The organism is Vannielia litorea, from assembly GCF_018424695.1.
In the GTDB taxonomy this organism is placed as follows: Bacteria; Pseudomonadota; Alphaproteobacteria; order Rhodobacterales; family Rhodobacteraceae; genus Vannielia; species Vannielia litorea_A.
On record NZ_QTNQ01000028.1, the window covers coordinates 30,538 to 44,491 of the forward strand.

General features: G+C 65.0%; 13 protein-coding genes and 2 pseudogenes. 12 read left to right on the forward strand and 3 right to left on the reverse strand.

Features of this window, described 5'->3' with window-relative positions; genetic code table 11:
• Positions 1-75 precede the first annotated feature (75 nt).
• The gene (locus DYI42_RS11610; protein ID WP_213546099.1) at positions 76-1,392 is read left to right on the forward strand and encodes a replication-associated recombination protein A; all 1,317 of its coding nucleotides are present in this window, start codon (positions 76-78) and stop codon (positions 1,390-1,392) included.
• 186 nt (positions 1,393-1,578) lie between these two features.
• Positions 1,579-1,734, forward strand: a complete 156-nt coding sequence (locus DYI42_RS11615) for a hypothetical protein (protein ID WP_213546100.1) — start codon at positions 1,579-1,581, stop codon at positions 1,732-1,734.
• A 143-nt stretch (positions 1,735-1,877) separates the two neighbouring features.
• Here DYI42_RS11615 and DYI42_RS11620 read toward each other — a convergent pair whose 3' ends face one another.
• Positions 1,878-2,234, reverse strand: coding sequence for a roadblock/LC7 domain-containing protein (locus DYI42_RS11620; protein ID WP_213546101.1), 357 nt, complete (start codon positions 2,232-2,234; stop codon positions 1,878-1,880).
• A gap of 332 nt (positions 2,235-2,566) precedes the next feature.
• Here DYI42_RS11620 and crcB point away from each other — a divergent pair, with 332 nt between their 5' ends.
• The 10 genes and pseudogenes from crcB to DYI42_RS11670 all read left to right on the forward strand — a co-directional run bounded on the left by crcB (position 2,567) and on the right by DYI42_RS11670 (position 13,077).
• Complete coding sequence (crcB, locus tag DYI42_RS11625) at positions 2,567-2,944, forward strand: fluoride efflux transporter CrcB (RefSeq protein ID WP_213546102.1); 378 nt, start codon at positions 2,567-2,569, stop codon at positions 2,942-2,944.
• The gene (locus DYI42_RS11630; RefSeq protein ID WP_213546103.1) at positions 2,941-3,978 is read left to right on the forward strand and encodes an RluA family pseudouridine synthase; all 1,038 of its coding nucleotides are present in this window, start codon (positions 2,941-2,943) and stop codon (positions 3,976-3,978) included. The genes crcB and DYI42_RS11630 overlap by 4 nt, the downstream gene beginning before the upstream one ends.
• On the forward strand, positions 3,975-4,646 hold the full coding sequence (locus DYI42_RS11635; RefSeq protein WP_213546104.1) for an HAD-IA family hydrolase: 672 nt from the start codon (positions 3,975-3,977) through the stop codon (positions 4,644-4,646). The genes DYI42_RS11630 and DYI42_RS11635 overlap by 4 nt, the downstream gene beginning before the upstream one ends.
• A gap of 3 nt (positions 4,647-4,649) precedes the next feature.
• Positions 4,650-5,366: an ATP12 family chaperone protein gene (locus tag DYI42_RS11640; RefSeq protein ID WP_213546105.1), complete on the forward strand. Its 717-nt coding sequence runs from the start codon at positions 4,650-4,652 to the stop codon at positions 5,364-5,366.
• A 249-nt stretch (positions 5,367-5,615) separates the two neighbouring features.
• Positions 5,616-6,635, forward strand: coding sequence for an amino acid ABC transporter substrate-binding protein (locus tag DYI42_RS11645; protein WP_213546106.1), 1,020 nt, complete (start codon positions 5,616-5,618; stop codon positions 6,633-6,635).
• A gap of 144 nt (positions 6,636-6,779) precedes the next feature.
• On the forward strand, positions 6,780-8,048 hold the full coding sequence (locus DYI42_RS11650) for an amino acid ABC transporter permease (RefSeq protein ID WP_213546107.1): 1,269 nt from the start codon (positions 6,780-6,782) through the stop codon (positions 8,046-8,048).
• Between the two features lie 1,201 nt (positions 8,049-9,249).
• Positions 9,250-9,909, forward strand: a pseudogene (locus DYI42_RS24265) (amino acid ABC transporter permease); the annotation flags it as partial.
• 12 nt (positions 9,910-9,921) lie between these two features.
• Entirely contained in the window at positions 9,922-10,713 is a 792-nt protein-coding gene (locus DYI42_RS11660; protein ID WP_274608812.1) for an amino acid ABC transporter ATP-binding protein, read from the forward strand.
• Between the two features lie 150 nt (positions 10,714-10,863).
• Positions 10,864-12,009 carry a sialidase family protein gene (locus tag DYI42_RS11665; protein ID WP_213546109.1) on the forward strand — a complete coding sequence of 382 codons (1,146 nt, stop codon included), beginning with the start codon at positions 10,864-10,866 and terminating at the stop codon, positions 12,007-12,009.
• Between the two features lie 39 nt (positions 12,010-12,048).
• Positions 12,049-13,077, forward strand: a complete 1,029-nt coding sequence (locus DYI42_RS11670) for a trans-3-hydroxy-L-proline dehydratase (protein WP_213546110.1) — start codon at positions 12,049-12,051, stop codon at positions 13,075-13,077.
• A gap of 162 nt (positions 13,078-13,239) precedes the next feature.
• Here DYI42_RS11670 and DYI42_RS11675 read toward each other — a convergent pair whose 3' ends face one another.
• Positions 13,240-13,734, reverse strand: a complete 495-nt coding sequence (locus DYI42_RS11675) for a SixA phosphatase family protein (protein ID WP_244867857.1) — start codon at positions 13,732-13,734, stop codon at positions 13,240-13,242.
• Positions 13,735-13,745: 11 nt separating this feature from the next.
• Positions 13,746-13,954: pseudogene (locus DYI42_RS11680) on the reverse strand (ferredoxin); the annotation flags it as partial.

A 13,954-nucleotide genomic window follows, 5' to 3' on the forward strand; every position in this document is an offset into this window, starting at 1 on the left:
CCTTGCCTGGGGCGGCCCTGCGCCGCCCCGGGCGAAACGCTTCCCCTCGGCGCGCCGAGGCCCTACATCTGCCGCATGGCCGATCTCTTCGACACATCCGCAGCCCAGCCCGCCTCCGACGGCGCACCGCGCCCGCTGGCCGACAGGCTGCGCCCGGCGAAGCTGGCCGATGTGATCGGGCAGGAGCATCTGCTGGCCCCCGATGCGCCGCTTGGGGCCATGCTCGCCTCGGGCGGCCTGTCGTCGCTCATCCTCTGGGGGCCGCCCGGCGTGGGAAAGACCACAATCGCCCGGCTGCTGGCCCATGAGACCGATCTGGCCTTCGTACAGATCAGTGCCATCTTCACCGGCGTCCCCGAGCTGCGGAAGGTCTTCGAGGCGGCCAAGCACCGGCGCAGCAACGGGCAGGGCACGCTGCTCTTCGTCGACGAGATCCACCGGTTTAACAAGGCGCAGCAGGACGGCTTCCTGCCGCATATGGAAGACGGCACCATCGTTCTGGTGGGGGCGACCACCGAGAACCCCTCTTTCGAGCTCAACGCCGCTATCCTGAGCCGTGCGCAAGTGCTCGTGCTCAACCGGCTCGACGGCAAGGCGCTGGAAAAGCTGCTGCTGCGCGCCGAGAAGGAGCTGGGGCATGCCTTGCCGCTCACCGGAGAGGCCCGCGAGAGCCTCCTTGGCATGGCCGACGGTGACGGGCGCGCCTTGCTGAACCTCGTGGAGCAGGTGGCCGGCTGGAAGGCCGAGGCCAAGCTCGACCCGAACGCGCTGTCCGCGCGCCTGCAACGCCGCGCCGCGCAATACGACAAGTCGGGCGACGGGCACTACAATTTGATCTCGGCCCTGCACAAATCGGTGCGCGGCTCCGATCCGGACGCCGCGCTCTACTGGTTTGCCCGGATGCTGGAGGGGGGCGAAGACCCGCGCTTTCTGGCCCGCCGGATCACCCGTATGGCGGTGGAAGACATCGGCCTCGCCGACCCCGCCGCGCAAACCCACTGCCTTCAGGCCTGGGAGGTCTATGAGCGGCTCGGCTCCCCCGAGGGCGAGCTGGCGCTGGCGCAGGCGCTCACCTACATCGCCCTGGCCCCCAAATCCAACGCCACCTACGTCGCCTACAAGGCGGCCCGCGCGGCGGCGAAGAAAACCGGCTCCGAGCCGCCGCCCAAGCACATTCTCAACGCGCCCACCAAGCTGATGAGCGAGCAGGGCTACGGCGATGGCTACCAATATGACCACGACGCCGAAGATGGCTTCTCGGGGCAAAACTACTTCCCCGACGGGATGAAGCGCCCGGTCTGGTATCAGCCGGTCGAGCGGGGCTTCGAGCGCGAGCTGAAGAAGCGGGTGGAGTGGTTTGCAGGCCTGCGCGCCAAGCGAAACAAGGGCTAGCGCCAAAGGCCGTTGGGCTGCGATTCAACCGTGCCTCATTTCGCCGGTCTGCGCCCACAGTCCGGACAGCTTAATGCCGAGACAATTCCTCTTGCCCTTCCAATTCGCGACACATTTTCCGGATCATTTTGCCATAGTGGCGGGCGCCAGAGAGAAGCCTGTAAACATAAGGAAGGGAAGAGATTCATGAGCGAAGCGACCGGAGTTTATCGCACGACGCACAGCAGCGGCATGGAAGTCGCATTTATCGACAAGGGCGTGGGCAATCCGATCGGAATCCCGCGGGAACGCTACGAGAGCAACGGCTACAAGCCCGCCTTCGACGAGCTGCCGCAGAAGTAACAAGACCTGCCTCGCAAGAAGCGAACCGGGCGGTGGGCCTGCTCCAGGAAAAGCGTGCCCAAGGCCCGGTTCGGAACGCCTGCACACACGCAGGAAGTCAGCCGGGTCGGAACTGTCCAGAGAACCGACCTGGCTGAAACTCATCACACCTTGATGGTGCCTTCCGTCGTCTTCACCTGCAGGCGGGCCATGCCGAGGTTGGCCTTGGAACGGTCCAGCGCGACGTAGATGAAGATGTCGGGGTTGGACGCCAGCGGGCGGATCAGGTGGATCTGGCTGCCCAGCGAAATCAGGATGTCTTCGATGTGGTCTTCAAGGCCCAGCGACTTCATCGCGGCGTTCTTGGCGCGCACGACTTCCATGTTGGCGGCACCTGCGGTTTCGAGGTCGAGGCCGCCATTGCCTTCTTCAGCGGTCAGCATCATGCCGGAGTCGCTGTCCACGAGGCAGGCGCCGATGAAGCCGTCAAGTTTGGTGAGAGGTTTAAGGTTGGTGCTCATTTTGGTTCACTCCAGGAAGGTGACAGTAACCAAGATTTGCTCCCCGTCTGTGGCCATAATCGGGCTGGATCATCCGGATAATTGGGTTTTTGCCGAAGGCACTCTCGGGTGTTAACGAGTTGTTAATATTTGGTTAATCGCCATTCCAGCCTGATGGTTCGCGCCATTTTTGCCATCTTTCGGTGTCATTTTCGGTAAGTTTTAGCGATTGAAGAAACAATCCTGTGCGGGCCGCCGAGTCCTTTTTGGCAGCCTTTGGAGGTTCTGCGCCGCCGCGTCATCCCCGCGCCCGCCTGCTTGACTCTCCCCCGCCTCCGCGCAACACCGCGCGCATGTTGCTGACAGTCGCAAAAGTCGCCCTCGGCGGGGCCATCGGGGCCTCGTTGCGCTACCTCACAGGGGTGGCGACGCTGCGGCTGATGGGGCCGGGCTTTCCCTGGGGGACGCTCACGGTCAATGTTGTGGGCTCGCTGGCCATGGGGCTTTTCGCCGCCTTCGTCGCACATCGAGGCGGGCAGGCCTGGGCGCCCTTCGTGATGACGGGCGTGCTGGGCGGCTTCACCACCTTCTCCGCCTTCTCGCTCGATGCCGTCACCCTCTTCGAGCGCGGCCAGTTTGGCACGGCGGCGCTGTATATTACGGCGTCGGTCGTGGTTTCGATCCTGTGCCTCTTCGTGGGCCTCTCGCTTGGCCGGGGTCTCTTCGCATGAGCCGCGTGCAAAACCTTCCGGTCAGCGCCGACGATGCCGGGCAGCGGCTGGATCGCTGGTTCCGCCGCATCTTCCCCCATGTGCCGCAGGGCCGGATCGAGAAGATGTGCCGCAAGGGCGAGATCCGGGTGGATGGCGGAAGGGTGAAGGCCTCGACCCGGCTGGAAGAGGGGCAAGAGGTGCGCATTCCGCCGCTGCCCGAGGGCGCCGCGCCGACGCCGACCAAGCGCAGCACCATCTCGGGCGCCGACGCCAAGATGATCCGCGATGCCGTGATCTGGAAGGACGATTACATCATCGCCCTCAACAAGCCGCCGGGCCTGCCTACGCAGGGCGGCTCAGGGCAGGTGAAGCACGTGGACGGCCTCGCCGAGGCGCTGCAATTCGATGCCGAGGACAAGCCTCGCCTTGTTCACCGGCTCGACAAGGACACTTCCGGCGTGCTGTTGCTCGCCCGCTCCCGCAAGATCGCCGCCGACCTCACAGCTGCGATCCGCCACAAGGAAACCCGCAAGATCTACTGGGCCGTCGTCGCCGGTGTGCCCTCGCCCTACAACGGCGAAATCAAGTTTGGCCTCGTGAAGGCGCCGGGCGGCAAGTGGGCCGGGGAGAAGATGCTCTGCGTTCATCCCCGGGAGGTGGAGAGCACCGAAGGCGCGAAGCGGGCGCACACGCTTTATTCCGCGCTCTACCGCGTGGCGGGCCGCGCGACATGGGTTGCGCTGGAGCCGATTACCGGCCGCACCCACCAGCTGCGCGCCCATATGGCCGAGATCGGCCACCCGATTGCGGGCGACGGCAAGTATGGCGGGTCCGCGCAGGAAAACATGGGCGACGGCTGGGGCGCCAAGATGGGCGGGATCATCTCGGGCAAGCTGCATCTGCACGCCCGCTCGATGACATTTCTTCATCCGGTGACGAAAAAGCCCGTCACCGTCACGGCCCCGCTGCCCGAGCACATGAAAGACACCTTCGACACCTTCGGCTGGACGGAAGACCTGGCCGCCGACGACCCCTTCGAGGATTACCATTGAGCGAGCTGCGCTGCATCATCTTCGATGTCGACGGCACTCTGGTGGACAGCCAGAACGAGATCGTCGCCGCAATGACAGCGGGCTTTGCCGCCACGGGCCGGGTTGCGCCGCCGCGGGCGCAGATCCTGTCCATCGTCGGACTCTCGCTCGACGTGGGCATCGCCCGGCTCTGCCCCGAGGCCGGGGCGGACGAGGTGCAGGCCATGGTCGCGGCCTACAAGGACAGCTTCGTTGAGATCCGCCGCACTTCGGAGGCGGCGGTGTTCTACCCCGGCATGCGCGAGCTGCTGGATGATCTGGCCGCAACGCCCGAGAACCTGCTCTGCGTGGCGACCGGCAAATCCCGCCGGGGGCTGGATGCGCTGTTCAAGTCTTCCGGGCTGGAGGGGCTCTTCATTTCGGAGCAGGTGTCGGACCACCACCCCTCCAAGCCCCACCCTTCGATGCTGGAGGCCGTGTTGCGCGACACCGGCTGCGAGGCCGGGCAGGCGGTGATGATCGGCGACACGAGCTTTGATATGGAAATGGCGCGCAACGCGGGTATCTCCGGTCTGGGCGTGAGCTGGGGCTACCACGCGCCCGGCGCGCTGATCGAGGCGGGCGCGGGAGAGGTGGTGGATGATGCCGCCGCGCTGCCCGGGGCGATCCTGCGGGCGACGGGAGGCTGACGCATGACAGAATGGGCGGCAAAGCGGTTCTGGACGGAGGCGACGGTCGAGCCGGAGGGCACGGGCTTTGCCGTGCACCTCGATGGCCGCCCGGTCAAGACGCCTGCCAAGGCCCCGCTGGTGCTGCCCACCGAGGCGCTGGGCCGCGCGGTGGCGGCGGAGTGGGACGCGCAGGGCGAAAAGATCGACCCGGCGACCATGCCCTTCACCCGCTCCGCCAATTCCGCGATTGATCGCGTGGCCCCGCAGCACGCCGAGGTGGCAGAGATCGTTGCGGCCTATGGTGAAAGCGATCTTGTCTGCTACCGCGCCGACAGCCCCGCCGCACTGGTGGCCCGGCAGGCCGAGGCCTGGGATCCGCTGGTGGACTGGGCGCGAGATGCGCTGAACGCGCCGCTCATCATGACGGTGGGGGTGATGCACGTGCCCCAGCCGGCCACCACCATCGAGACACTGCGGGCGCTGGTGCATCGGCAGGACATCTTCGCGCTGACGGCGCTGCATGATCTTACCATGCTGTCCGGCTCGCTCGTCATCGGGCTGGCCGCGCTTGAAGGGCACGCGGCGCCCGAAGTGCTCTGGGCCCTCAGCCGGGTGGATGAAGACTGGCAGACCGAGCAGTGGGGCGAAGACGACGAGGCCGCCGCCGTGGCTGCCCGCAAGCGCGGCGATTTCCTCCATGCCGCCGCGCTTCACGCCCTGTCTCGCCCGGCGGGGTGATTCCCGCAGGTTCGCCCTTGGGGCGAGTGCGGCAGAGCGATTGCTCAAAATTCGGGCAAAAAACGCTTTTCCGCCAAGGAAGCGCACCTTGGCGCACTTGACCTTCCGTGACGAATTCGGCCAACTTGACCCACTTCTGCGCAGCCGTAACGCTTTGGGCCGCGCACTCACGCACTTCGGCACAGGGTGCCGAACTCCATCTGGGAAAGCCGTAGCAAAACGGCACCGGAAGATCAGGAAGAGGTAAAAATGAAAAAATCGCTATTTCTCGGCGCAGTAACCGTCGCTGGCCTTGCCGCCACCGCCGGCGCTGCGGCGACGCTTGACGACGTGAAGGCACGCGGCACGCTGAACTGCGGCGTGGCCACCGGCGTGCCCGGCTTCGCAGCGCCCAACGCTTCGGGCGAGTGGGAAGGCTTCGATGTGGCCGTGTGTCGTGCGGTTGCCGCCGCCGTGCTCGGCGACCCGACTGCTGTCGAGTTCGTGCCCACCACCGGCAAGACCCGCTTCACCGCGCTTGCCTCGGGTGAAATCGACATGCTGGCCCGTAACACCACCTGGACCTTCTCGCGCGATGTGGACCTGAAGTTCACCTTCGTCGGCGTGAACTACTACGACGGTCAGGGCTTCATGGTGCCCAAGGAGCTGGGCGTGAGCTCGGCCAAGGAACTCGACGGCGCCACCGTCTGCATCCAGACCGGCACCACCACCGAGCTCAACCTCGCGGACTTCTTCCGCGTGAACAACATGAGCTACGAGCCCGTGCCGATCGAAACCAACGCCGAAGCCCAGCAGCAGTATCTGGCCGGTGCCTGTGACGTCTACACCACGGACGCCTCCGGCCTCGCCGCGACCCGCTCGACCTTCGAGAACGCGACCGACCACGTGATTCTGCCCGAGATCATCTCCAAGGAGCCGCTCGGCCCGCTCGTGCGCCACGGCGACAGCGAATGGGGTGACGTGGTGCGCTGGTCGCTCAACGCGATGATCGCCGCCGAAGAATACGGCGTGACCTCGGCCAACGTCGGCGAGATGTCGATGGAAGCCGGTGACAACCCCGAGGTGAACCGCCTGCTCGGCACCGAGGGCAACCTCGGCGAGATGCTGGGCCTCGAAGGCGACTGGGCCAAGAAGATCATCGAAAGCGTCGGCAACTACGGCGAAGTCTTCGCCGGCACCATCGGCGAAAGCACCCCGATCGGTCTGTCGCGCGGGCTGAACGCCCAGTGGACCGAAGGCGGCCTGCTCTACGCACCGCCGTTCCGGTAAGAAAAAGCAGGGGGCGCGGAGAAATCCGCGCCCCTTCGCACTCGGGGACAAGACCAATTCAATAACAGCTACACCCATTGCTCGCGGGCCCGCGCCCGCAGACGGGGAAGGTGTAGCCGCATATAGCTCGGGGGAGCGCCCACAATGGCCACTGTCACGGATCCGCCGAAGGCCGGCTTCAGGCTTTCCATGCTCATCTACGACACCCGCTACCGGTCGATGACGATCCAGGTGGTGGCGCTGATCGGCTTCCTGCTTCTGGCAGGTTTCCTGATCAACAACACAATCCAGAACCTCGCCACCAGCGGCAAGAGTATCGGCTTCGGGTTTCTGGGCGAACCGGCAGGCTATGACATCAACCAGGTTCTGATCGAGTACAACAATCAGAACAGCCACCTCCGAGCGGCCTTCATCGGCCTGCTGAACACTCTGCTCGTTGCCGTGATGGGCTGCATCACCGCCACAATCGTTGGCGTGATCATCGGCGTGCTGCGGCTTTCGCCCAACTGGTTGATCGCCAAGCTCACCGCGATCTACGTGGAGATGTTCCGCAACGTGCCGGTGCTGCTGTGGATCGTCTTTACAATGGCGATCCTGATTGAGACGCTCCCTGCCCCCAGCGCCTTCCGTGGGGATGATCCCGAAGCGACGTTGAAGTTGTTCGAGTCGGTGGCCGTTACCAACCGGGGCGTCTACGTGCCCGAGCCTCTGTTCTCTCGCTCGCTGGGTGATATCCATCTCTTCGGCAACAGCGCGGTAAACTTCGACATCAGCCTAGATCTGATGCTTCTGGTTGCCGTCATCGTTGGGTCGATCTTCGGCGCGCGGGCGCTCAAGCGCCATGCCGATGCCACGCAGGAGAAGACGGGCAAGCGACCGACCACCTGGTATCTCACGCTCGGCATTCTGGTGGTTCCGGCGCTGATCGTGCTCATCGCGCTGGGCTTCCACCTCGGCTACCCCGAACTGCGGGGCTTCAACTTTCAGGGCGGCACCTATCTGCGCAATTCGCTTATCGCCCTCTGGCTGGCCCTGTCGCTCTATACTGCCGCTTTCGTGGCTGAGATCGTGCGTGCAGGCATCCTTGCCATTTCCACTGGCCAGACCGAAGCCGCCGGTGCGCTGGGCTTGCGCCCCAAGCGGATCATGAACCTCGTGATCTTGCCACAGGCGCTGCGGGTCATCATCCCGCCGCTGATCTCGCAGTATCTCAACCTGACCAAGAACAGCTCGCTGGCCATCGCCGTGGGCTACATGGACCTGACCGGCACGCTCATGGGCATCACCATGAACCAGACCGGCAAGGAGCTGGAAGCCGTGTTCCTCGGAATGCTGATCTACCTCGCCATCTCGCTGAGCATTTCGGCGGTGATGAACTGGTACAACAACCGCGTCAGACTGGTGGAGAGGTAAGATGAGCAACCTGCATGCCGATACCGTTGCCTATGTGCGCGACACCATGTTGCCGGAGCGCGAGCCGCCTGCCTCGACCGTAGGCTTCCTGGGCTGGGGCAAGGAAAACCTCTTCACCGGGCCGTTCAACACCATTGTCACGGTGCTCTGTACGCTCTTCGTGGGGTGGGTCCTGTGGTCTATCCTGCCGTGGGTCTTCACCCCAACCTGGAACGCCGCCTCGCTGAAGGAATGTCAGGCCATCATCGCAGAGATGGGCCGCGACGGCGGGCATTTTGCCGGGGCGTGCTGGGGTGTGATCCGCGACCGCTGGGTTCAGCTCCTGTTCGGCTTCTACCCGTCAGATCTTTACTGGCGCCCGCTTCTTGCGCTGGCCCTTCTCGTGCCGGCTCTTTTCCCGGTGCTCTTCACCCAAGCACCGCGCAAATTGCTCTGGTTCTCGGTGCTCTACCCGTTCCTCTTTCCGTGGCTGCTCTGGGGCGGGGCCGTCTGGGCACCGTTGCTGGTGATTGCCAGCTTCGTGCTGGCCTTCGCCGCCTACAAGATCACCGCGAGTGCCAGCTCTTCGCTGCTGGGCATCATTGTCAGCGTGGTTGTCGCGGTGGTTTGCCTCGTCTGGGGCGTCAGCCTCGTCTCCGGGTCGATCGAGCGTGTGCTCGGGGCCGCTCGCTATGAAAGCCGTCTGGCCGAAGCCCGCGAAAACGTGGCCACCCTCACACCCGAAGCCGAGCGGCTCGAAGGCGAGCGCGATGCCCTGGCGGCGCAAATCGCCGAGCGCCTTGCAAGCGTGGATGTTCCCGAAGGGGAGGGAGACGGATCTTACCTCGCGTTGATAAACGATCTTGCCGACGAGCGCGCCATGCTGGCCGATCTTGCTTCGGAGAAGGCCGTTGTCGACCGGCGGCTGAGCACGGCGCGCACCTTCGTTCGGCAGATGGAAAGCCTGCCCGAGTGGGAAGCCGAACTGCCGGAACTTCGCGCCGAGGCCGAAGCTCTGCGGGCCGCCGTGCCCGGCGAGTTGGCCAGTATCCGGAGTGAACAGCAGCTTGAAAGCTATCTGGAAGAAATCGCAGAGGATGACAGCCTTGAGGCACCCGCGCCTGAAGCCGTTACCGCTGTCGAGGATGCCATCGAGGCCGAAGAGTCGGTTGGCGATACCGAGCGTGCGATCCAGTCCACCTACAAGGACATCTCCCGCATCGGCCTGGAAACCGTGGGCTCGCGCGACTTTGGGGGCATGATGGTGTCCGTCACCATCGGCGTCGTCGCCATTGCCTGCTCGCTTCCGCTGGGCATCGTGCTGGCGCTTGGCCGCCAGTCCGACCTCCTTATCGTCAAGTCGCTCTGCGTGGGCTTCATCGAGTTCATCCGGGGTGTGCCGCTGATTACGCTCCTGTTCGTCGCCTCGACCCTGCTCAACATCTTCCTGCCGCCGGGCACCAGCTTCGATATCATCCTAAGGGTGATCATCATGGCCACGCTCTTCGCCTCTGCCTATATGGCCGAGGTGATCCGGGGAGGCCTCGCGGCGCTGCCCAAGGGCCAGTACGAAGGCGCCGACAGCCTTGGCCTCGACTATTGGCAGGCGCAGCGCCTCATTATCATGCCGCAGGCCTTGAAGATCTCGATCCCGGGCATCGTCAGCACCTTCATCGGGCTGTTCAAGGATACCGTGCTGGTCTCGGTCATCGGCATCCTCGATCCGCTGGGTCTCTCCAACTCGATCCGCGCCGACCAGGCGTGGAACGGGGTGGTCTGGGAGCTTTACGGCTTCATCGCCGTGATGTTCTTCATCCCCTGCTTCGCCATGTCCCGCTATTCCATGTATCTGGAGCGCAGGCTTCAGACCGGCCACCGCTAAGGAGCCCAACCCATGTCTGACCTTGCAACAGACCGCCAAATCGACCGTTCCAAGATGGAGGTGAGCGACGAGGTCGCCATCGAAATCAGCAATATGAATAAGTGGTACGGCACCTTCCACGTGCTGCGCGACATCGACCTGACGGTCCATCGCGGCGAGCGGATCGTCATCGCCGGGCCCTCGGGCTCGGGTAAATCCACCCTGATCCGCTGCATCAACCGGCTGGAAGAGCACCAGGAAGGCAAGATCATCGTCGACGGGACCGAGCTGACATCGGACCTGAAGAACATCGACAAGATCCGCTCGGAGGTTGGCATGTGCTTCCAGCACTTCAACCTGTTCCCGCATCTCTCGATCCTAGAGAACTGCACTCTCGCGCCGATCTGGGTGCGCAAGGTGCCGAAGAAGGAAGCCGAGGAAACGGCGATGCACTTCCTCGAAAAGGTGAAGATCCCCGAGCAGGCCAACAAGTACCCCGGCCAGCTTTCTGGCGGTCAGCAGCAGCGCGTGGCGATTGCCCGATCGCTCTGCATGAAGCCCCGGATCATGCTGTTTGACGAGCCGACCTCGGCGCTCGACCCGGAGATGATCAAGGAGGTGCTCGACACCATGATCGAGCTCGCCGAAGAGGGCATGACGATGCTCTGCGTGACCCACGAGATGGGCTTTGCCCGCCAGGTCGCCAACCGGGTGATCTTCATGGACGCGGGCCAGATCGTGGAGCAGAACGAGCCCGAGGAGTTCTTCAACAACCCCAAAAGCGAGCGGACCAAGCTGTTCCTCAGCCAGATCCTCGGGCACTGATCCCGAGCCACCCCGTTCAAAGGCGCGCCCGACCGGCGCGCCTTTTTCGTTGGCGATGGGCATCGTTTTGCCGATATAGAGTTGATATCAACTTTTCTCGCCATACGGCCTTGGCGGTGCTACCCTCGATCCGAAACGGAGGGCGATTCCATGGTCAAGATCCTGCTGGGCACTACCAAGGGCGCCTTCATTCTGGACGGAGGCAGCTCCCGCGAGGGGTGGAAAGTCACCGGGCCACATTGCGATGGCTGGTGCATCAACCACGCCATAGGGGATGCAGAAACCGGCCACATTTGGGCCGGGGGTGGCAGTGATTTTCTGGGCGCGGGCATCTGGCACTCGGAAGATGGCGGCGAGACTTGGGCGCTCACCCGGCTCACGCGCGGCGAAATGGACGACTGGGCCGAGAACGACCCGGACGTGGCAAAGTTCTTCGGCATCACCGGCGCACCGCTCCCGTTTGGCAGCGAGTTTCGTCAGATCTGGTCGCTCGACTACGCCCATGGCACGCTGCACGCCGGGGCAAAGCCGGCCACCCTGCTTGCCAGCCGCGACCACGGCCGGAGCTTCGAGAAGGTAGAAGGCCTCACAAATCACCCCTCCTCCGACTCCTGGAGCCCGGGCGCGGCCGGGCTCACGCTGCACACCCTCGTCAGCCACCCCGACGACCCAAAGAAGGCCTGGGTAGGCATCTCGGCGGCAGGCGTCTTTGCTACCGAGGATGGCGGGGAAACATGGGAGCGGCGCAACAGGCTCTCCAATGCCGAGGCCTGCGAGGGCCACCAGCACCCCGCCGCCCCGCGTGACGGCGACGTGGGCCATTGCGTGCACAACATGATGCGCGCACCGGGGCCGGGCGACGTGCTCTACCAGCAAAACCACCACGGCGTCTGGCGCTCGCCCGATGGCGGGCGCAGCTGGGAGGATATCACCCCCGGCCTGCCCTCCACCTTCGGCTTCCCGATCCGCGTGCACCCGCGCGACGGCCGAACGCTTTGGACCCTGCCGCTGAATGGCGATGCCATCGGACGCTTCCCGCCCGAGGCCGCCTGTGCCGTCTGGCGCTCCCGCGATGGCGGACAAAGCTGGCAGGCAATGCGTGACGGGCTGCCCCAGGAGGGGTGCTTCTTCACGGTGCTGCGGCAGGCGATGGCGGGGGATGCCCATGATCCGGCGGGCATCTACTTCGGCACCAACAGCGGCTCGGTCTTTGCCAGCACCGACGAGGGCGACACATGGCAGGAAATCGCCCGGCACCTGCCCACGATCCTCTCTGTGGAAACGTTCGAAACATGAACCATTGCGCTCCTGCGCTGTTCAACGCAGGCTGCCGCCATGCAGAGCACCCGCGTCATCCACACCGTGTCGGCCCATGCCGAGGGCGAAGTTGGGGATGTTATCGTGGGCGGCGTGGCCCCGCCGCCGGGCGAGACGCTATGGGAACAGTCCCGCTGGATCGCCGCCGATGGCACCCTCCGCAACCTCATGCTCAACGAGCCACGCGGCGGGGTGTTTCGCCACGTCAACCTGCTGGTGCCGCCCAGGCACCCCGAGGCCGACGCCGGCTTCATCATCATGGAGCCGGAAGACACGCCGCCGATGTCGGGGTCCAACTCCATCTGCGTGGCCACGGTGCTGCTCGACACCGGCATCCTGCCGATGGTCGAGCCGGTGACAGACCTCACGCTGGAGGCCCCTGGCGGGCTGGTGCGGGTGCGGGCCGAGTGCGCGGGCGGCAAGGCGCGGCGCATATCGGTGGAAAATCTGCCCAGTTTCGCCGTCCGGCTCGACGCCCAGCTGGAGGTAGAGGGACTTGGCACCATCACCGTCGATACCGCCTTCGGCGGTGACAGCTTCGTGGTCGTCGACGCGCCCTCGCTGGGCTTCGTCCTCACCCCTGACGAGGCCCATGATCTCGCGTGGCTGGGCACCCGCATTTCCGATGCGGCGACAGAGCAACTGGGGTTCAGCCATCCCACGCTGGTGGACTGGCAGCACATCTCCTTCTGCCTCTTCGCCGCGCCGGTGATGCAAGGGGCCGAGGGGCTGACGAGCCGTTCGGCGGTGGCCATCCGCCCCGGCAAGATCGACCGCTCACCGACGGGCACGGCCCTTTCCGCCCGGATGGCGCTGCTCGCGGCGCGTGGAAAGATGCGAGAGGGTGAAACCCTCACCGTCTCCTCGCTGATCGACAGCAGCTTCACCGGCCGCATCCTCGGGCCCGCGCAGGTGGGCGATCTGGCCGCGATCCGCCCGGAAATCTCGGGCCGCGCATGGGTCACGGGCACGCATCAGCACATGGTGGACCCGACAGACCCGTGGCCCGAGGGCTACCGCCTCACCGACACATGGGGCGCCCGCTAGCCGTGCCCGCTCGTCCGCCCTCCGAGGCGTCCTCGCGCGAACCATTCTGCTCGTTCGCCCTTCGAGGCGTCCTCGCGCTATCCACTCTGCTCGTTCGCCCTTCGAGGCGTCCTCGCGGGGGCGAAGAAACGGCAGGGCCGTTGATGAGCCGGCCCGCAGCCCTCAGGCGTGGGGGCTGGCGTTCTCGATGTCGTGCGGGGTGAGAAAGTGCAGCACCCGGCCCTGGCGTGGGGTGAGATCGGCCCAGTCGTCGATGTTGAACTCGGCCACCGTCAGCGCGCAGGTCGGGTAATCGCCAAAGCGCGCATGCACCGGCGCGTTGCGCACCATCATCGCGGCCAGCGCGCCCATGCCCGGATTATGGCCCACCAGCATGACCCGCTGGCCTTTCGCGCTCTGCAGCGCGGTGAGCATCCTGTCAGGCCCGGCATGGTAGAGGCCGGGCGAGTATTTAACCTCCGCCTCGAAGTTCAGCCGCTCCCAGGTTTCCACCGTGCGGGCGGCGGCGGAACAGAGCACGAGATCGGGCGCGAGCCCGTTGGAGCGCATCCAGTCGCCCATCGCCGTCGCGCCGCGCTTGCCGCGCTCGTTCAGCGCACGGTCGAAGTCATCGGCAAGCGGGTCGTCCCAGCTTGATTTGGCGTGGCGGAGAAGCATGAGCTGACGCATCAATTCGTCCCGGATTTGTGAAAATGATCCATGTGAAATGCAGATTGCGCCTCCACCCTAGGGAAGGCGGCGGAGACAGGGCAAGCCCTTCTGACCTTGCAGCCCCGGTTGAGGCAATCGGCCCCCTCTGGGGTGTCGAGATAGGCGTGGCAGGCCCCGGTGTCGTAGCCGCTGGCGCTGAGCGCATTCACCGGGCAGGCGGTGAGGC